Source organism: Duganella alba, assembly GCF_009674495.1.
In the GTDB taxonomy this organism is placed as follows: domain Bacteria; phylum Pseudomonadota; class Gammaproteobacteria; order Burkholderiales; family Burkholderiaceae_D; genus Rugamonas; species Rugamonas alba.
On the sequence record NZ_WKJN01000034.1, the window covers coordinates 1 to 17,709 of the forward strand.

Annotated in this window: 18 protein-coding genes and 1 pseudogene; 6 read left to right on the forward strand and 13 right to left on the reverse strand. The window is 66.1% G+C overall.

Annotated elements, in window-relative coordinates:
* Both GJ695_RS29710 and GJ695_RS24700 read left to right on the forward strand, forming a co-directional pair.
* Positions 1-309, forward strand: a pseudogene (locus tag GJ695_RS29710) (hypothetical protein); the annotation flags it as partial.
* A gap of 432 nt (positions 310-741) precedes the next feature.
* Entirely contained in the window at positions 742-1,863 is a 1,122-nt protein-coding gene (locus tag GJ695_RS24700; protein WP_154369520.1) for a branched-chain amino acid ABC transporter substrate-binding protein, read from the forward strand.
* Here GJ695_RS24700 and GJ695_RS24705 read toward each other — a convergent pair.
* Complete coding sequence (locus GJ695_RS24705; RefSeq protein ID WP_229260322.1) at positions 1,826-2,398, reverse strand: biliverdin-producing heme oxygenase; 573 nt, start codon at positions 2,396-2,398, stop codon at positions 1,826-1,828. The two genes, GJ695_RS24700 and GJ695_RS24705, sit on opposite strands and share 38 nt — an antisense overlap.
* A gap of 125 nt (positions 2,399-2,523) precedes the next feature.
* Between GJ695_RS24705 and GJ695_RS24710 the strand changes: the two genes are divergently transcribed.
* A complete protein-coding gene (locus tag GJ695_RS24710; RefSeq protein ID WP_154369522.1) occupies positions 2,524-4,137 on the forward strand; it encodes a response regulator in 1,614 nt (537 codons plus the stop codon).
* Here GJ695_RS24710 and GJ695_RS24715 read toward each other — a convergent pair.
* From GJ695_RS24715 to msrA, 8 genes are all read right to left on the reverse strand, one after another.
* Positions 4,124-4,579, reverse strand: coding sequence for a response regulator (locus GJ695_RS24715; protein ID WP_154369523.1), 456 nt, complete (start codon positions 4,577-4,579; stop codon positions 4,124-4,126). The two genes, GJ695_RS24710 and GJ695_RS24715, sit on opposite strands and share 14 nt — an antisense overlap.
* 8 nt (positions 4,580-4,587) lie before the next feature.
* On the reverse strand, positions 4,588-6,813 hold the full coding sequence (locus GJ695_RS24720; protein ID WP_154369524.1) for an ATP-binding protein: 2,226 nt from the start codon (positions 6,811-6,813) through the stop codon (positions 4,588-4,590).
* Positions 6,814-6,884: 71 nt separating this feature from the next.
* Entirely contained in the window at positions 6,885-7,370 is a 486-nt protein-coding gene (locus GJ695_RS24725) for an arsinothricin resistance N-acetyltransferase ArsN1 family B (protein ID WP_154369525.1), read from the reverse strand.
* Positions 7,370-8,071: a TetR/AcrR family transcriptional regulator gene (locus tag GJ695_RS24730; RefSeq protein ID WP_154369527.1), complete on the reverse strand. Its 702-nt coding sequence runs from the start codon at positions 8,069-8,071 to the stop codon at positions 7,370-7,372. The genes GJ695_RS24725 and GJ695_RS24730 overlap by 1 nt, the downstream gene beginning before the upstream one ends.
* Before the next feature lie 14 nt (positions 8,072-8,085).
* On the reverse strand, positions 8,086-8,820 hold the full coding sequence (locus tag GJ695_RS24735; RefSeq protein ID WP_154369529.1) for a YoaK family protein: 735 nt from the start codon (positions 8,818-8,820) through the stop codon (positions 8,086-8,088).
* Between the two features lie 12 nt (positions 8,821-8,832).
* Positions 8,833-9,777, reverse strand: a complete 945-nt coding sequence (locus tag GJ695_RS24740) for a cupin-like domain-containing protein (protein ID WP_154369597.1) — start codon at positions 9,775-9,777, stop codon at positions 8,833-8,835.
* Between the two features lie 108 nt (positions 9,778-9,885).
* On the reverse strand, positions 9,886-10,284 hold the full coding sequence (locus tag GJ695_RS24745) for a DUF1842 domain-containing protein (RefSeq protein ID WP_154369531.1): 399 nt from the start codon (positions 10,282-10,284) through the stop codon (positions 9,886-9,888).
* 109 nt (positions 10,285-10,393) lie between these two features.
* Complete coding sequence (gene msrA, locus GJ695_RS24750) at positions 10,394-10,900, reverse strand: peptide-methionine (S)-S-oxide reductase MsrA (protein WP_154369533.1); 507 nt, start codon at positions 10,898-10,900, stop codon at positions 10,394-10,396.
* Between the two features lie 116 nt (positions 10,901-11,016).
* Between msrA and GJ695_RS24755 the strand changes: the two genes are divergently transcribed.
* Positions 11,017-11,499, forward strand: a complete 483-nt coding sequence (locus GJ695_RS24755) for a response regulator (protein WP_371866598.1) — start codon at positions 11,017-11,019, stop codon at positions 11,497-11,499.
* An 11-nt stretch (positions 11,500-11,510) separates the two neighbouring features.
* Here the strand turns inward: GJ695_RS24755 and GJ695_RS24760 are convergent, their stop codons facing one another.
* Complete coding sequence (locus GJ695_RS24760; protein WP_166455048.1) at positions 11,511-12,161, reverse strand: energy transducer TonB; 651 nt, start codon at positions 12,159-12,161, stop codon at positions 11,511-11,513.
* A 163-nt stretch (positions 12,162-12,324) separates the two neighbouring features.
* Here GJ695_RS24760 and GJ695_RS24765 point away from each other — a divergent pair, with 163 nt between their 5' ends.
* The gene (locus tag GJ695_RS24765; RefSeq protein WP_154369537.1) at positions 12,325-13,167 is read left to right on the forward strand and encodes an alpha/beta fold hydrolase; all 843 of its coding nucleotides are present in this window, start codon (positions 12,325-12,327) and stop codon (positions 13,165-13,167) included.
* Positions 13,168-13,179: 12 nt separating this feature from the next.
* Positions 13,180-14,271, forward strand: coding sequence for an NADH:flavin oxidoreductase (locus tag GJ695_RS24770; RefSeq protein WP_154369539.1), 1,092 nt, complete (start codon positions 13,180-13,182; stop codon positions 14,269-14,271).
* On the opposite strand, the gene GJ695_RS24775 is transcribed toward GJ695_RS24770, so the two are convergent.
* The 3 genes from GJ695_RS24775 to GJ695_RS24785 all read right to left on the reverse strand — a co-directional run bounded on the left by GJ695_RS24775 (position 14,268) and on the right by GJ695_RS24785 (position 17,658).
* Positions 14,268-15,242, reverse strand: coding sequence for a quinone oxidoreductase family protein (locus GJ695_RS24775; RefSeq protein WP_229260323.1), 975 nt, complete (start codon positions 15,240-15,242; stop codon positions 14,268-14,270). The genes GJ695_RS24770 and GJ695_RS24775 overlap by 4 nt on opposite strands.
* A 77-nt stretch (positions 15,243-15,319) precedes the next feature.
* Positions 15,320-16,303 carry an alpha/beta fold hydrolase gene (locus GJ695_RS24780; RefSeq protein WP_371866599.1) on the reverse strand — a complete coding sequence of 328 codons (984 nt, stop codon included), beginning with the start codon at positions 16,301-16,303 and terminating at the stop codon, positions 15,320-15,322.
* A 110-nt stretch (positions 16,304-16,413) separates the two neighbouring features.
* Entirely contained in the window at positions 16,414-17,658 is a 1,245-nt protein-coding gene (locus tag GJ695_RS24785; protein ID WP_154369541.1) for an aminotransferase class V-fold PLP-dependent enzyme, read from the reverse strand.
* Positions 17,659-17,709: the final 51 nt, after the last annotated feature.

Below are 17,709 nucleotides of genomic sequence, written 5' to 3' on the forward strand. Positions count from 1 at the left end.
GCCAACGCCGCTGCCGCCAGCGCCGCGCAACAGGCAGCCGCAGCCTCCACCGCCGCACAGCAAGCCGCGGCGGCACAGGCGGCGGCCGAGCAGACCAACGCCGTCCAGGTTGCAGCCGCCCAGAACGCCGTCAACACGCCGGCCGACCTGCGCTCGAATCCGGCCCTGGCCGCCGCCATCGCCGCCTACAACGTCAACGACATTGCCGGCACCACCGCCAATGCCGCCCGCGCCGCCACCGCCGCCATCCCGCGCGTGGGCGCGGTCAACGCCACCACCGCCACCCGCGCGATCGGCAACGCGCCATAACCTGGCCCCGACCGCGCACCGCAGCCACGCGCTGCGGTGCGCGCCATCCGGCACTCGGCACTCGGCACTCGGCACGGAGCACGGGGCATGCGGCACGCGGCGGCGCGCGGCGGTGCGCCGCTGGCTACCGTGGCGCCACTTTGCCTGCGGCGTCTTGCCCGCAGCGCTGCCACGGTTCCGGCTGCACCTGCGCCGTCTCTCCTGTCACACTCGCACCTGCGGCGGCCACGCATTGCGGCGGCCGGCACAGGCACAGGCACTGGCTGCTGGCTGCTCGCTGCCCGCCGCACGCCGCGCCGGGCCGGCTCGCAGCCGCATTCGACGCCCCGGCCAAATTTAATTTTGAACGCCCGCCGTTTACAGCCCCAACTCGCACGATAATATTCTCCGTTTTTGGCGATAATCATCGCAACACACCCATCAGGAGATCGCATGAAATTGAAGCACACCGCCGCCGCCCTGGCGCTGCTGACCGCCTTTGGCGTCCACGCCCAGGACACCGTCGTCAAAATCGGCCATAGCGGCCCGCTGTCCGGCTCGCAGGCCTTTTCCGGCAAGGACAACGAAAACGGCGCCCGCCTGGCGGTGGAAGAGCTCAACGCCAAACCGATCACCGTCGCCGGCAAGAAGCTGAAATTCGAACTGCTGTCCGAAGACGACCAGGGCGATCCGAAAGCCGGCATGGCCGCCGCCCAGAAACTGATCGACGCCGGCGTCCACTACATCGTCGGCCCGTACAACTCCGGCGTCGCCATTCCCGCCTCGCGCGCCTACAACGACGCCGGCGCGCTGATCGCCACCGTCGCCACCAATCCCAAGCTGACGCAGCAGGGCTACAAAGGCCTGTACCGCGTCAACGCCAGCGACACCCAACTGGGTTCGAAAATGGCGCTGTACGCCGCCAATGAAATGAAACTGAAAACCGTCGCCGTGATCGACGACCGGACCGCCTTCGGCCAGGGCGTGGCGGAAGAATTCAAGAAGCAGGCCAAGGCCGCCGGCATGACCGTGGCCGGCCACGAATTCACCAACGACAAGGCGTTCGACTTCACCGCCATCCTGACCAAGCTGAAAACCAAGAACGTGCAGGCGATCTTCTTCGGTGGCTACGCACCGCAGGCGGCGCCGATGGCGCGCCAGATGAAACAGCTGGGCATCAACGCCAGGCTGCTGGGCGGCGACACCATCTGCACCGCCGAAATGGGCAAGCTGGGCGGCGACGCCGTCGGCGACAACGTGCTGTGCTCGCAAGGCGGCGCGATCCTCGACAAGGCCTCGGCCGGTCCGGCCTTCAAGGCCAAGTTCAAGGCCCGCTTCAAGCAGGACGCCGACGTCTACGCCGCCGCCTACTACGACGCCGTCATGATGTACGCGCAGGCCATGCAAAAGGCCAACACCATCGAGGTGCCGAAAGTGCAGGCCGTGATCAGCGCCGGCGCCTACCAGGGCGTGGCTGGCAGCTACGCCTTCGACGCCAAGGGCGACATGAAGCAGTCGCCGGTCACCATCTTCACCTTCAAGGGTGGCCAGCCGGTTCCGCTGACGAGCTATTAAGCAGCGTAATCAGACTGTCGAAGGCTTGCCGGGCGCCCTGGCAAGCCTGTTCGATCTGCGCCGGCGTCACCACCGCGCCGCGCAGGGCAGCGAGGAACTGCTGCCAGCGCGGACCGGGCGATCCTTCCCCGCGCAAATATGCCAGGGGGTGCGGCGCCAGCCGCTCCGCCAGCCGCTTGTACAGCACCGCGCCACCCAGCTGCGATCCCTCGATGACATACGCCACGCCCCAGCGCCAGGCGGCGTCCTGCTGCGCCGTCCATGCCTCGGGCGCCAGCACAGGCGCGGCCGGCAAGCCGGCCAACGCCGGATGCGCCAGGTCGCTGCGGATCAAGGCCAGATAGTCGCGCGGCGGCAAGGCCTGCTGCGGACCAGCGCCCTGCGCCGACTGAATCGGCGCCAGCCACGCTTCCAGCAATTGCAGGTGATCGCGATAGGCGCGCAGATCCGGCGCGGCGGCGGCCAGCGGTGTGCGCGTGTCCAGTTCCGCGTGGCGTTCTGCGGTGGCGCTCCGCAAGGCGGTCAAAACATCCAAAACATTCCCCTGACTCAATACCGAATAACGATTTTACACAAACCCGACATGCGCACGGTACGCTGCAAGACATTCAATCCCACCATGGTCAGGTAAAATTTACCCAACTTTAATTGCCTCGTCCCATGAACCATAACCAATCGCAAAACTGCTCCGTGCTGCTGATCGACGACGAAGCGATGGCCGAAGACCTGATCGGCTACCACATGTCGCACCAGGCCGGCATTAGCCTGCGCTATGACAACCGCGCGGAACTGGCGGTGCAGCTATGCCGGGAAACCGAAGCCACCGTGGTGCTGGTCGACCTGCGCATGCCGGGTGCGGACGGCTTCGACGTGATCCGCATGCTGCGCGCCACGCCGGACACCGAACAGGTGCCGATCATCCTGCTATCGTCCGAGGACGGCGCCGACATCAAGGCGCGCGCCTTTTCAATGGGCGCCAACGACTACCTGGTCAAGTGGCCGGAGGCGCGCGAGCTGGAAGCACGCATCCGCTATCACAGCGCGGCCTACCAGGCGCGCCTGGAACGTGACGCCGCCTTCCTCGAACTGCGCCAGCGCGAGGAGGAACTGCGCGCCAGCCAGGCCGCCCTGCACCAGTCGCAGAAGATGGAAGCGATCGGCCAGCTGACCGGCGGCGTGGCCCACGATTTCAACAACGTCCTGCAAATCATCGGCGGCAACCTGCAACTGGTGAAGATGATCGGCGGCGTCAATCCGCAAGGACTGGCACGCATCGACAACGCCTTGAATGGCGTGGAGCGCGGCGCGCGGCTCGCGGCCCACCTGCTGGCCTTCGCGCGCCGCCAGCCGCTGCAGAACGCCGTGGTGGCGCTGGCGCCGCTGCTGGCCAATATGGACGACATGCTGCGCCGCCTGCTCGGCCCGCGCGCGCTGGTGGTCACCGACATCGCGCCGCAACTGTGGAACACCGAGGTCGATGTCGGCCAGCTGAATAACGTGATGCTCAACCTGGCCATCAACGCCCGCGACGCCATGCACGGCGAAGGTACGCTGACCATCCGCGCGCGCAACGAGCCGGCCGGCTCGCCGCTGCCGGACAACCATGGCGACAGCGCCTGCGACTACGTGCTGATCGAAATCGCCGACACCGGCGCCGGCATGCCGCAGGAAGTGCTGCAACGCGCCTTCGAACCGTTCTTCACCACCAAGCCGACCGGCCAGGGCACGGGCCTGGGCCTGAGCATGGCCTACGGCTTCGTCAAGCAGTCCGGCGGCGAGATCGTGCTGCAAAGCACGGAAGGCGAAGGCACCAGTGTGCTGATCTACCTGCCGCGCAGCCTGGCCGCCGCCTCGGCGGACGCGCCGGCGCAGTTGCAACCGCTCAGCGGCGGCATCGAAACCATTTTGGTGGTGGAAGACGAGGAAGACGTGCGCACCTCCACCGTCGACCTGCTGGCGGCGCTGGGCTACGCAGTATTAAGCAGCGAGGACGCCGAACAGGCGGCGCGCCTGATCGAGGAAGGTGCCCGCATCGACCTGCTGTTCACCGACGTGATCATGCCGGGCCGCGTCAGCAGCATGGAGTTGAGCGAACTGGTACGACGCAAGCTGCCGCAGGCGCAGATCCTGTTCACGTCAGGCTATGCGGAAGGGGTGCTGTCGCACGACGGCAAGCTGCCGGCCGGCGTGCACCTGCTGCACAAGCCCTACACGGCGGAGACGCTGAGCGCGCGCATTCGCCACCTGCTGCGGCGCGGCGTTACTGCGGTTTGATGTAGCGGTGCGAACCTGGCGGCGGCTCGTTGAGCACTGCCCAGAAGATGCCCAGGTCGGCGATGGCGCGCACGAATTCGCCGAAGTCGACCGGCTTGACCACGTAGGCATTGACGCCCAGTTCATAACTGCGGATCAGATCCTGCTCTTCGCGCGAGGACGTCAGCATCACCACCGGCATGCTTTTCAGCGTGCCCGAACCGCGGATTTCCGCCAGCACTTCCAGGCCGTCGACCTTCGGCAGTTTCAAGTCCAGCAGCACCACGGCGGGATTGCCCTGCTCGCGCGCCGCGAATGCGCCGCGCGCATGCAGGTAGTCCAGCGCTTCGGCGCCGTCGCGCACCACGATCACTTCGTTGGCCAGCTGGCTGCGCTCGAGCGCGATCAGGGTCAGTTCCAGGTCGTTGGGATTGTCTTCCACCAGCAGGATGGGCTTTAACATAAGTCTTCTCAATCAGTCTCAGGATCAGGTATGGCAAACGAAAATGTCGCGCCCTCCCCTGGCACGGATTCGGCCCAGACACGGCCGCCATGGCGCTCGATGATACGGCGCACATTGGCCAGGCCGATGCCGGTGCCCTGGAAATCTTCCATGCGGTGCAGGCGCTGGAATACGCCGAACAATTTGTGCGCGTACTCCATATTGAAGCCGACGCCATTGTCGGCCACATGAAACACGGTCTCGCCAGGCAGCTTTTCGGCGCTGATACGAATCACCGCCGGCTCGCTGTTGGCGGTGAATTTGACCGCGTTCGACAGCAGATTATACAAGGCCAGTTGCAAAAACGCGGGATCGGCGATGACCTGTGGCAGCGGCGCCACCTGCCAGTCGATGTGGTGCGCGCCCTGCTCCGGCGCCAGCTTCTCGATGCAGCCGCGCACCATCTCGTCCATGCGCACCCGCACCGGCCGCAGCGCGGCGCGGCCCATCTGCGAAAAGCTCAACAGGTCGTCCACCAGCTTGCCGGCCAGGCGCGCCGCGTCCTTGATGTTGGCCAGGAAGCGCAGGCGCCGTTCCGGATTGTCGTTGCCGGCGGTTTCCATCAGCAGGTCGGAAAAGCCGACGATATGGCGCAGCGGCGCGCGCAGGTCGTGCGACACCGAATACGAGAACGCCTCCAGCTCCTTGTTGGCGCGGCCCAGCTCCTCGGCCAGGTCGGCCATCTGCTCGGCGCGTTCCAGCGCGATGCCCAGCAGCGCGGTGCGGAATTCCAGCGTCAGTTCGATTTCGCCGTCGCGCCACGGCGCGCTGCGGCCGTGCACCGTCTCGCGCCACGCGGCAAAGCTGGTGCGCGGCGACAGCTGGCCGTTGGTGGACTGCTTGCCGTCCGGGCGTCCGGCCCAGTCGATCTGCACCACGTGCTCGGGCCGGAACCACAGCAAATAATGCTGGTGGATGCGCGAGATCTGCATCGCCAGCAGGCCGCTGGCGCAGTCGGTGTAGTCCTCGGCCGGCGCGTGCTGCGCCGACAGGTGGGCGCTGTGGAACACCTCCTCATGCACGCCGGCGCCCAGCCAGTTGGCCAGCGCGCGGATCTGCTCATCGGACGGCGTGTCGCCGAAAGAAATCAGGCGATCGTCGATGACGATGGCGACGCCGCCGGCGCGGGCGAAGTGCAGCAGCTCCGGCAGCACGCTGCGCAGGTTTTCAATGAAGTCCGCGCCCTGCGTCAGGCCGCCGAGGATGCGCACCATCGAACGCCGCACCTCCAGCCGGAATTGCAGTTCGTCGGCGTCGCTGCGGTTCTTGATGTGCAGCGCCAGGATCTGTCCCACCTGTTCGCACACGGTGCGCTGGTGGAAGCTGAGGCGGCGCGCCTCGGCGTGGTGGCAGGAGATCAGGCCCCACAACTTGCCGCGCACCACCAGCGATACCGACATCGACGCCATGGTGCCCATGTTGCGCATGTATTGCAGGTGCACCGGCGAGACGCTGCGCAGCGCCGCGAACGACAGGTCGTTGGCCTGGCCGCTGCGCGGATTTTGCGGCGGCACCAGTCTGGCCGGCGTGTAGTTGGCGTCCTGGATGATGCGCACGCGGTTGGCCACATACAGCTCGCGCGCCTGGCGCGGAATGTCGCTGGCCGGGAAGCGCTGGCCCAGGTAGCTGTCGTAGCCGTCGGCCAGGCATTCGGCCAGCACGTTGCCGTGGCCTTCGTCGTCGAAGGAGTACACCAGCACCCGGCCGAAGCCGGTCAGCGCGCGGATCTCGGCGGCGGCCAGCTTGCTCAGTTCTTCGATCGAATCGGCGTCGCTGATCTTGTTGAGGAATTCGCCCAGCAGGGGATACAGCTGCTGCACGTCGGCGCCATGGCTGCTGCTGGCCGGCTCGAATTCCAGGATGTGCAGGCCGTCCCACGCATGTCCCAGCACATCGAACGGCGCGCCGCCCTGGCTGATGGTGGACAGATAGGCCGGACGTTCGCGCAACCGACCGGCTTCCAGCTGCGGCGCCAGCATCTCGGCGGCGCCCTCGCCGATCACGTCGGCCAGCGAACGGCCGGTGGCCAGCCTCGGCTCCATGCCGGTGAACTGCGCCAGGTTGTCGCTGACCTGCACCACCTTCAGCTGGTCGTCCAGCGCCAGCAAGAAGCCGTGCGGCTGCACCGCGCCCGGCGTGCGGATCGGTTCACGATCGCAGCTGGCGATATCGATGTCGGTGCTGTCCTGGGGCATGGCGTGGGCGGAAAAGTCCTAAGTTATCTGGCCTGCATGATATCAAGTTCCACCGGTGGACGCCGCACAAATCAGGACAGCGGCAACTCCCAGTAGCCGACATCGATCCAGCGATCGAACTTGCGCCCGACTTCCTTGAAATGGGCGACTTTGACGAAGCCCAGGCTTTCGTGCAGCGCCACGCTGGCCGGATTGGGCTGGGCGATGCCGCCGATGGCCATGTGGATCTCGCGCCGGCGCAGTTCCGCCAGCAGTTCGCGGTACAAGGCGCTGCCGATGCCCTGGCCGCCCTGCCCCTGCTCGACGTAGACGCTGGTCTCGGCCGAGAAGCGGTAGGCGCTGCGCACGCGCCATTTGGTGGCGTAGGCGTAGCCGTTGATGCGGCCATGCTGTTCGTGCACCAGCCATGGCAGCGTGGTGGTGACGTCGCGGATGCGCTGCGCCATCTCGTCCGCCGTCACCGCGCGCTCTTCGAAGCTGATGGTGGTGGTGGCGATGTAATGGTTGTAGATGGCGGCGATGGCGCTGGCGTCATCCGGCGTGGCGGCGCGTATCATCAGTTGTCCTGCGCCGTCTTCAGCGTGGCGAACACCGGCGAGGACACCGGCCCGAGGTCCGGCAGCGGCATGGTGGCGATGGCCCTGGCCTCGTGGTCCGGCAGGCCGACGCCGTGCAGGATGACGGCCAGCATGGCCTCGACGTGATGCAGGCCGCCGCCGTCGCCCTGGGCCAGCATGGTCTCGATGCCGTAGAACACCGAGCCGAGTATCATGTCGCGCACCACCGCCGCGCTGCCGGCGCGCAGGCGGCCGCTCTCCAGGCCCAGTTCCAGGTCGCGCAGCAGGTAGCGGTCCATGCGGCGGCCGCGCACCGCGTGCGCCGGGCCGATACGCGTGAGGAAGGCGCCCCACACCGGATAGCGCAGCGCGAAATGCACGTACAGCCGCGTGCCGACGCAGAAGCGCGCGGCCGGATCGTCGTAGCGCAGCACCTGCGGATCGATCATGCCCAGCACCTCTTCGTTCAGCTCTTCGGTCACCGCCGCCAGCAGCTCGTGGGCGGTCTTGAAGTAGTTGTAGAAGGTGCCGCGCGCAACACCGGCGGCGGCGATAAAGTCGTCCACCACCGGCGCGTCCGGGCCGAGGCGCGCGAACACCTCGATGGCGCTGCGGATCAGCAGCGCCCTAGTGCGTTCGCGCCGCTCGATGCCGACGCGCTTCTGGTGGGTCTTTTCGGGAGTAACGGCGATTTCATTCATGCGGCAAGTATAAATCACCGCCAGCGGTCCCGTATATCATCCAGCAGCGGCACGATGGCCAGCAACAGCAGCGCCAAGGCCAGCGGCACGGTGGTGATGAAGCCGAGGTACTTGAAGCCGAAGGCGCCGGTCACGCCGCCGGCCAGGAACATCGCCAGCAGCGAGCCGAGCAGCGCCAGCCGCTGGTGGTCGGCCGTCACGCGGCCGGCGGCGGCGTCGCGGTTCCAGTAAAACAGCTTGCCCAGTTCGATGCCGATATCGGTCACCAGCCCGGTCACGTGGGTGGTGCGGATTTCCGCGCGCGAGGCCTTGGTAACGATGGCGTTCTGCAGTCCCATCACAAAACACAGCAGCGCCACGGTGGCGGCGATGTGGCCATGCGCGGCCAGCCGCGCGCCCAGCAGGCCGAAAGCCAGCAGCAGCGCCGCCTCCAGCAGCAGCGGCAGCGCATAACGGCTGTGCGACGAACGACGCCGGCCCCAGTTGATCAGGATCGCCGAGGTGGCGGCGCCGAGGAAGAAGGCCGACAGCGACGCCAGTCCCGCCAGCAGCAGCGCCGTGTCGCCCAGCGCCAGGTTGTCGGCCAGCGACGACACCACGCCCGACATGTGCGAGGTGTACTCCCCCACCGCGAAGAAACCGCCGGCGTTGACCGCGCCGGCCACGAAGGCCAGCGAGCGGCCGAGGCGGCGGTTGCTGATGTCGGTGCGCTGCGGACTGGCGTAGGTGCGCAGGTAGTGCATGGGCATTGACGGACCTCCTCAGAAATCCTGGTTGGCGGGATAGTGGCTGTAGAAGTCGTTATCCCACTTGAAGTGGGTGGTCGACACCGTGATGGTGACGTCCAGCGCCTCGACGAAATGCCACCAGCCGACCGGCAGGAACAGGATCTCGCCCGGCTCCAGCACGCAGTCGATCACCGGCACGCCATCCATCAGCGGGAAGCGCTGCAGGTCGATGTGGCGGCCGTCGACCGGCGAGAAGCAGTGCCGCTGGTTGTACATTTTCGGCGTGTCGCACGGCGCCACCATGCGCACGCGCTTGCGGCCGGCCACCTGGATCATGAAGTTGTTGGTCAGGTCGTGGTGGAACGGCGTCACCGTGCCGGCCGGGCCAAACCAGAAAAAGCCGCTGCTGCCGGCTTGCAGATACGCGTCCAGCGGCGGCAGGTCGCGCATCAGCTCCCGCAGGGCGGCGCGATTGTGGCCGTCGTTATTGGCGGTCATGTAGAAATCGTTGGTGACGCCGGCGTCGCGCACCAGCGCCACGTACTCGCCGAACGGCATGCGGCGCTTGTGCGACTGGCTGTTCATCTCGTAGTCCGGGTCGGCGTTGCGGCCGAACTGCACCTCCACCTCGCGCCCGCCCAGCTGCGCGGTCAGGTAGTCGAAGCTCCACCTGGCGCGCGCCGGGCTGTCGTCCAGCATGCCGGTGATGATCACCGGCTGGTTGCGGCGGTAGTATTCATGCAGGAAGTCGTCGCCCGCCAGGCGTTCGCGGCGCGGCACCTCGGCCGGAGCCAGCTGGTTCAACCGCGACTGGATGCCCAGCACCCAGTCGCGCTTGGCCAGCCGGTTGTGCAGGCGCGCGACGCCGCGCAGATAGGGACTGCGCAGCGCCGCCGCCACCTCCGCCTGCGCCGCCTGCTCGGCGATGCCGGACTGGACCATGATGCCGGCCAGCTGCGCCGGCTGGCCGCCGAGCATCAGGTTCTCGGCGATCCAGCCGCGCCACGAATCATTGACTTCTGTCTGCGACACCGCATCCCACCTGTAGCTTGATGATCAAGCCACCAGTGTACAAGAACAACCAGGTCAGTACGTGGTTTCAGGCAACACCGCACGCGCCACCCCATCGCGGACGTCGATCAGGCGCGGGAAAAGCTTACCAAAAGTCATCTTGTAGCAGGCCTGGCCATCCTTCCAGGCGGTCGGCAGGACCAGCAGCATCTGGAACGCGGTCGGCTCTTCGTCCAGGACAGCGAAGATCGACGGCGTGCCGGCCAGCACGATGGCTTCCAGCGGTTCGCCCGTATCGATTTCGAGATGGTGGCCGCGCACCGAGATTTCGTGGATCTCGCCAAGCACGGTCTGCAAAATGGCGGTGCCGACCACGCTGGCGTTTTCGCGGTTGACCACCAGGTTCAGGCGCAGGGAGGGACGGCCGGTGGCGGCACTGTGGACTTCATAAACGGCGGCGAATAATTGACTCATGGCAATCCTAAAGTGAAGACGTGGAACACGGTCTGCACTCTAGGCCTGCCGCGGCAAATTTACCTTCCGAATACCTTCAGGTTCGTAAGCCGCTGTTTTTCAACAACTTTTATCGCTTGGGCAAGACCCAGTCCGGACGGATGTAATGGCAGGTATAGCCGTTCGGCAAGCGCTCCAGATAGTCCTGGTGCTCCGGTTCCGCCTCCCAGAACGGGCCTTCCGGCGCCAGTTCGGTGGCCACTTTGCCCGGCCACAGGCCCGACGCGTTGACGTCGGCGATGGTGTCTTCGGCCGTTGCCTTTTGTTTATCATCCGCATAAAAAATAGCGGAACGATAACTCGTGCCGATGTCGTTGCCCTGGCGGTTGCGGGTGGTCGGATCATGAATCTGGAAGAAGAATTCCAGGATCTTGCGGTAGCTCAACACCGACGGATCGAAGGTGATTTCGATCGCCTCGGCGTGGCTGCCATGGTTGCGGTAGGTGGCGTTCGGCACGTCGCCGCCGCTGTAGCCAACGCGCGTGCTGGTGACGCCCGGTAACTTGCGGATCAGGTCTTGCATGCCCCAGAAGCATCCTCCGGCCAGGATGGCCTTTTCCGTGCTGGTCGTCGTCATAATCAATTCCTTTAGGTTAATGTTCTACCTCAATTTGGAGACAGCCCCACATTTCTTCAAGCAAGAAACCAAATTCCAACTATAATTGACAGAAGGAAAGCCAGAATCTGCGCTGCGTGACCTCTCCCTGTCGCGCCTTCCCCTCCCCCGGCCTGGACCCAGCCGAACGCAACGTTTCCTTTTCGTTCACTATTATGGACCAGACCACATCCCAACGTATTTTAGTCGTCGACGACAACAGCGAAGCGGCCGATATCTCGGCTGAACTATTGGAGCTGCACGGCTACCGTACCGCCGTCGCCTACAGCGGCATGACCGGCCTTGAGGCGGTACGCTCGTTCCAGCCGCACGCCATCCTGCTCGACCTCGGCATGCCCGGCATGGACGGCTACCAGGTGGCGGCCGCGCTGCGCGCCGTCCCGGATTTCGACCACGTCGCGCTGATCGCGTTCACCGCCTGGGGCGACGTGGTCACCCGCCAGCGGGTGATCGCCACCGGTTTTGACGAGCACGTCATCAAGCCGGCCAACCTCGACCGCATCCTGGCCGCCCTGCGCAACGCCCTGACCAAGCGCGAACGGCTGACCAGCGCCGCCTGACCGGTTGCTGATTATTTGAGCAGCACGCGGCCGAACGCGGTATCGGTGCGTTCGCCCGGGTGCTTGCCGTCATAGGCGAAGCGGCAGCTTTGCAGATACGCCACCGCCTCGTCGGCCAGCGCCTGCGGCAGTCCATTCGGCTCGGCCACGATGCGCACCGGCGCGCCCTCGGCGTTCACCAGGAAGCGCAGCAGGACGCCGTCCGCCCCGCTCGGGTGCGGATCGGCTTCGCGGAAGGCGCCAAAGCGCGCCGACGGCTGGCAGCTGCCCGCCACCAGCAGCGGCCGCTCGGCCGGCGCGCCGCTTAACTTCCACACATACTGCAACGGAAACACCTGGCCATCGCGCGCCGCGTCCAGGTTGGGCTTGAACACGCACTGGGCGATGCCGGCCAGTGCCGCCTGGTCCAGAATCCGCCAGCCGCTGCCCTTGGTGATGGCGGGACGCAGCACCTTGCCGTCCTGGCCGATTTCAAACTGCAGCGTGGTCTTGCCTTCGATTTCATAGCGGCGCGCCTCGGCCGGCCATTGCGGCTGCGCGCAACTGGCGGCGCTGACCAGATCCTTGAAGGGGGCGCCGCGCGGCGCGGATTGCCCGGAGCGGCCGACAAAATTAATCGCCGCTAACACCGCGACGACAGCGGCAATGCCAGAAATTTTCATGTTCATGCCGCGATGATAGCGTGCTTATCCGCCAACAGCACAGTTCGACCCACTTGCGGGGAGCACAGACGATGGGTTGCGCAACCAGCCTTGACGCACCGGCCAGGCCTTCCTAGACTAGGTTAAATTACGATCGTAATTAATAACCAAAAAGGTGAAACTCATGCACTACACACACAACTCCGCCCCCACCCAATTCATCGACGCCGACGGTGTCCGCTACGCGTATCGCCGCTTCGGCACCGCCAGCGGCACGCCGGTGCTGTTCCTGGCGCACTTCCGCGCCGGCCTGGACAACTGGGACCCGGCCGTGGTCGACGGCATTGCGCAGCACCACCCGGTCATCCTGTTCAACAACGCCGGGGTGGCCAGCTCGGGCGGCAAACCGGCCGACACCGTCGCCGGCATGGCCCAGCACGTCATCACCTTCCTGCTGGCGCTGGGGCTGGACAAGGTCGACATCCTCGGCTTCTCGCTGGGCGGCTTCGTGGCGCAGCAGGTGGCCACCGACCGTCCCGGCATGGTGCGCCGCCTGATCCTGGCCGGCACCGGTCCGCAGGGCGGCGAAGGCATGGCGGAATACATTCCGGAGGTGACGCGCCACGCGATCCAGGAAGTGCCGACCGAAGACAATTTCCTGTACCTGTTCTTCGAGCCGACCGCCAGCAGCCAGGCCGCCGGCCGCGCGTTCTGGGAACGCCGCCATCAGCGCCAGGACACCGACACGCCATCGTCGATGGCAGCGATGGCCGCGCAGGCCGCCGCCATCGGCGCCTGGGGCGCGGTGCCGGCGGCCAACCGCTACGCGCAGCTGAAGGCGATCACCCAGCCGGTGCTGATCGCCAACGGCCACAACGACGTGATGGTGCCAAGCATCAACTCCTTCATCATGCAGCAGACCATTCCCAACGCCACCCTGATCCTGTATCCGGACTCGGGCCACGGCGCCATCTTCCAGCACCACGCGGAATTCGTCGCCCACGCCAACCTGTTCCTCGCCAAATAAGCGGCCGCCATCATGTCCTCCATCTTGTTCGAAGAGTTCCGCACGCCCAAGCTGACGCTGGCCAACCGCATCGTCATGGCGCCGATGACGCGCCGCGCCAGCCCCGGCGGCGTTCCCGACGCCAATGTGGCGCGCTACTACCAGCGCCGCGCCGAAGGCGGCGTCGGCCTGATCGTCACGGAAGGCACGACCATCAACCGCCCGGCGGCGTCGGACAACACGTCGATTCCGAATTTCCACACGCCAGCCAGCCTGGCCGGCTGGAGGCAGGTGGTCGACGCGGTGCACGCCGCCGGCGGCAAGATCGCGCCGCAGCTGTGGCACCACGGCCTGGCGCGCCGCGCCGGCAGCGGCCCGCATCCCGACGCGCCGTCGGAAGGGCCGTCGGCCAGCGACGCCGACCAGCACGCCATGAACGACGCGGATATCGCCTTCACCGTGGCCGCCTTCGCCATGGCGGCGGCCAACGCCAAACAGCTCGGCTTTGACGCGGTGGAGCTGCACGGCGCCCACGGCTACCTGATCGACCAGTTCCTGTGGGAGCGCACCAATCGCCGCAGCGACGCCTACGGCGGCGACCTGGCCGCGCGCACCCGCTTTGCAACGGAAGTCGTGCGCGCCGTGCGCAAGGCGGTGGGGCCGGAGTTCCCGGTGATCTTCCGCTTTTCGCAATGGAAGTCGCAGGATTACGAAGCGCGCCTGGCCAACACGCCGGACGAGCTGGAACAGCTGCTGACGCCATTGGCCGACGCCGGCGTGGATATCTTCCATGCCTCGACGCGGCGCTACTGGGAGCCGGAGTTTGCCGGTTCGGCGCTGAATCTCGCCGGCTGGGCGCGCAAGCTGACCGGCCTGCCGGCGATCTCGGTGGGCTCGGTCGGCCTGAGCGGCGCGGACTTCATGGCGCAGCTGCGCGGCGACTCGCAAGGCGCCGGCACCGACAGCCTGGACAAGCTGCTGCAGCGCATGGAGGAAGGCGAGTTCGACCTGATCGCCATCGGCCGCGCGCTGCTGTCCGATCCGCAATGGGCGGCCAAGGTGCGCGACGGCCGCCTGCAGGAACTGCATCCCTTCGACCGCGCGGCCATGCAAACCCTGGTTTAAGCGGGAATCAGCAGCAGCTTGCCGATGCTGGCGCGGCCCGCGATCGCGATGTGCGCCTGCGCCGCATCGGCCAGCGGATACTCCGCGCCGATGCGCACTTTCAGCACGCCGTCCCTCACCCAGTCGAACAACTGCGCCGCGCGTTGGCGCAGCAGCGCCGGCGTGGCGATGTGGTCGCGGTAGACGCCGTAGCCGAGCTTGATGCTCTTCGGCAGGCTCATGATGTTCAGATGCTCCGGCCCGCCCAGCACCGGGCCGTACCAGCAGAAGGTGCCGCAGCGGCGCAGGGAGTCGAGCGATCCCTGGAAGGTCGCCGGGCCGGAACCGTCGTACACCACGTGCACGCCTTCGCCGCCGGTGAGGCGCAGCACTTCCTGCGCGAAGTCGCCGTCGGCGTCGACAATCACCTCGTCGGCGCCGGCTTCCCTGGCCGCCGCCACCTTGCCGGCCGACGACACGCGCCCGATCACACGGCCGCCGCGATGCTTGATGATCTGGGTCAGCAACAGCCCCACGCCGCCGGCCGCCGCGTGCACCAGCGCGACCTCGCCCGGCTGCACCGGATAGAAATCGGTGGCGAAGTGGCTGGCGGTCAGGCCCTGCATCATGATCGCGGCGGCGGTGCGGTCGTCGGTGCTGTCCGGAAGATGGACCAGCGCGTCGGCCGGAATCGCCGCCATCCCGGCGTAGCTGCCCGGCGCATACACCCAGGCCACGCGGTCGCCCGGCGCGAAGCCGCCGACGCCCTCGCCCACCTCGACCACGCGGCCGGCGCCCTCCACGCCGATGCCGCGCGGGAAAGGCATCTCGTTCCATGCCATGCCCTGGCGCACGCCGACGTCCATGAAGTTCACCCCGGCCACGCTCACCCGCACCAGCACCTGGCCGGGCGCCACGACCGGCGCCGGACGTTCGATATATTCCAGCACCTCCGGACCGCCCAGGCGGTTATACACAACTGCTTTCATCATTCACCTTTCAAATTATGGACTGATCAGTCCAGAAAAGTGAAAGTGTAGCACGACAAAATTGTCGTGCTACTTTTTGCTTAGGACTTGAAGAAGGCCAGCAGGTCGGCGTTGATCACGTCGGCGTGCGTGGTTGGCATGCCGTGTGGGAAGCCTGGGTAGGAAATCAGCTTGCCTTGTTTCAACAGCTTGACCGATTTCGCACCGCTGTTGCCGAATGGAACGATCTGGTCGTCTTCACCGTGCAGCACCAGCACTGGAATGTCCAGCGCGCGCAGGTCGTCGCTGAAGTCCACTTGGGCGAACTGGAAGATGCAATCGTAAGCAGCTTTGACGCCGCCCATCATGCCCTGGCGCCACCAGTTCTGGCGTACCGCTTCCGACACTTTCGCGCCTGGACGGTTGAAGCCGTAGAACGGCACGGTCAGGTCCATGTAGAACTGCGAGCGGTTGAAGGCGGTGCCCTGGCGGATGTCGTCGAATACTTTCAGCGGCACGCCGTCCGGATTGGTGGCCGATTGCACCATGATCGGTGGCACGGCGCTGACCAGAACCGCCTTGGTCACGATGCCTTTGCCGTGCTGGCGCACGTAGCGGGCCACTTCGCCGCCGCCGGTCGAGTGACCGACGTGGATGGCTTTCTTGACTTTCAGCGCGGCGACCACGGCGGCCACGTCGGCGCTGTAGGTGTCCATATCGTTGCCGGTGTCGGTCTGGGTCGAACGGCCGTGACCGCGACGGTCATGGGCGATGACGCGGTAGCCGTGCTGCAGGAAGAACATCATCTGCGCGTCCCAGTCGTCGGAAGTCAGCGGCCAACCGTGGTGGAACCATACGACCGGACCGTCTTTCGGACCCCAGTCCTTGTAGAAAATCTGCGTACCGTCTTTTACTGTAACGAAACCGCTGTCCATTTTGAAAGCTCCTTGGTGTTGTGAGGTGGAAGATGCGCCAGCTGCCAGCGCAGGCATGCCGGCGGCGGCGGCGGCAACCGCGCCCAGGCCGCCGACGATGGCCGAACGGCGGGAAGCGCTGACGTCGGATGTGGTCTTGTCGGAATTCACTTGATACTCCCTGTTGGTTTGTGATCGATGATGGCTCGCCCAACCCACATTGAAACTCAAATCAGCGCCCTTGGTAACCCGCCTAAAGGTAGGTAATCTTGTACCTCTTGCTACACCAGCGCGCGGATGGCGGCCACCAGCTTGTCCAGGTCGGCGGTGCGGGTGAACAGGCCGGGCGTGACGCGGATGCAGGCGCCGCCCACCGGCCCCTTGCGCGCCACGGTGAAGATCCGGTATTGCTCCACCAGCCGGTTCACCAGCGCCGTATTCTGCTCGAAGGTGGTGTGGCCGCGCAGGCGGAACGAGGTGACCGCGCCGTAGCTGCCGGCGTCGTCCGGCGTCAGGATCTGCACGCCATCGTGGCCGCGCACCTGGCGCACCCAGTAGTCGCGCAGTTCGCGCAGCCGGCGGCCGCGATTGGCCACGCCGATCTCGTCGTGCAACTTGAGGGCGGCCGGTATCGTCATCAGGGCGGCGGCGTTGAAGGTGCCCGAGTGCACACGCGAGCGGGTGTCGGTGACGGCGTAATCCTCGTCGCCGCGTTCGACGCCGATGTCCGCCAGCCGCTCCTTGCGGATGTACAGGAAGCCCGTACCTAAAGGCGCGCCGACCCACTTGTGCAGGTTGGCGCCGATGAAGTCCGCGCCCAGGTCCGGCAGCTTGTAGTCCAGTTGTCCCCACGACTGCGCCACGTCCAGGATCACGTCGACGCCGCGCGATCTGGCGAGCTGGATGATCTCCTTCACCGGCAGCACAAAGCCGGTGCGGTGGTTGATGTGGGTGAGCAGCAGCAGCCGGGTGCGCGGATTCTGACGCAGCGCCTTGTCGTACACGTCGATGGCGGCCTGGCGGTTGACCGGCTCCGGTATCCGCACCAGCGCCACCCTGGCGCCGCTGCGCTGGGCCAGGTCGTTCATGGCGTACTGCATGGCGTCGTAATCGAGGTTGGCGTACATGATGGTGTCGCCGCGCCTGACCAGGCGGTAGTTGCAGATCAGGTTTTGCAACGACTCGGTGGCGCCGCGCGTGATGGCCAGTTCCGCCGCCGTCACGCCGGTGTGCGCCGCCAGCAGCGCGCGCAGCTGCTCCATGCCGGCGCGGTCGAACTCGCGGCGCAGGTGAAAGGAGTTGTAGCGGTTCAGGTAATCGATATTGCGCTTGAAGTCTTCCAGCACCGGCCGCGCCATGATGCCGTAGTAGGCGTTCTCCAGATTGGTGATGTCACTGGCGATATCGTAGCTTGCGGCAATGGCGTCCCAGTCCTCCGGCGACGACGGCGCCGCGACAGCCAGGCCCGACGCGGCCAGCGCCGTGGCCCCCAACAACCTGCGCCGGCTCGCTTGAAATCGATTCATCCCCGCACCTCCAGAAGTTGATATTGCAGTCCAGTATAAATTGAAGCGGCC

What these genes read in the sequence shown, in the direction of transcription:
- GJ695_RS24735 (WP_154369529.1), bottom strand. Translation starts at nt 8,820, where the DNA reads ATGCCCATGCACTACCTGCGCACCTACGCCAGTCCGCAGCGCACCGAC.
- GJ695_RS24740 (WP_154369597.1), bottom strand. Translation starts at nt 9,777, where the DNA reads ATGCTCGGCGGCCAGCCGGCGCAGCTGGCCGGCATCATGGTCCAGTCC.
- GJ695_RS24710 (WP_154369522.1), top strand. Translation starts at nt 2,524, where the DNA reads ATGAACCATAACCAATCGCAAAACTGCTCCGTGCTGCTGATCGACGAC.
- GJ695_RS24775 (WP_229260323.1), bottom strand. Translation starts at nt 15,242, where the DNA reads ATGATGAAAGCAGTTGTGTATAACCGCCTGGGCGGTCCGGAGGTGCTG.
- GJ695_RS24720 (WP_154369524.1), bottom strand. Translation starts at nt 6,813, where the DNA reads ATGCCCCAGGACAGCACCGACATCGATATCGCCAGCTGCGATCGTGAA.
- GJ695_RS24725 (WP_154369525.1), bottom strand. Translation starts at nt 7,370, where the DNA reads ATGATACGCGCCGCCACGCCGGATGACGCCAGCGCCATCGCCGCCATC.
- GJ695_RS24715 (WP_154369523.1), bottom strand. Translation starts at nt 4,579, where the DNA reads ATGTTAAAGCCCATCCTGCTGGTGGAAGACAATCCCAACGACCTGGAA.
- GJ695_RS24785 (WP_154369541.1), bottom strand. Translation starts at nt 17,658, where the DNA reads ATGAATCGATTTCAAGCGAGCCGGCGCAGGTTGTTGGGGGCCACGGCG.
- GJ695_RS24760 (WP_166455048.1), bottom strand. Translation starts at nt 12,161, where the DNA reads ATGAAAATTTCTGGCATTGCCGCTGTCGTCGCGGTGTTAGCGGCGATT.
- GJ695_RS24770 (WP_154369539.1), top strand. Translation starts at nt 13,180, where the DNA reads ATGTCCTCCATCTTGTTCGAAGAGTTCCGCACGCCCAAGCTGACGCTG.
- GJ695_RS24745 (WP_154369531.1), bottom strand. Translation starts at nt 10,284, where the DNA reads ATGAGTCAATTATTCGCCGCCGTTTATGAAGTCCACAGTGCCGCCACC.
- GJ695_RS24700 (WP_154369520.1), top strand. Translation starts at nt 742, where the DNA reads ATGAAATTGAAGCACACCGCCGCCGCCCTGGCGCTGCTGACCGCCTTT.
- GJ695_RS24765 (WP_154369537.1), top strand. Translation starts at nt 12,325, where the DNA reads ATGCACTACACACACAACTCCGCCCCCACCCAATTCATCGACGCCGAC.
- msrA (WP_154369533.1), bottom strand. Translation starts at nt 10,900, where the DNA reads ATGACGACGACCAGCACGGAAAAGGCCATCCTGGCCGGAGGATGCTTC.
- GJ695_RS24730 (WP_154369527.1), bottom strand. Translation starts at nt 8,071, where the DNA reads ATGAATGAAATCGCCGTTACTCCCGAAAAGACCCACCAGAAGCGCGTC.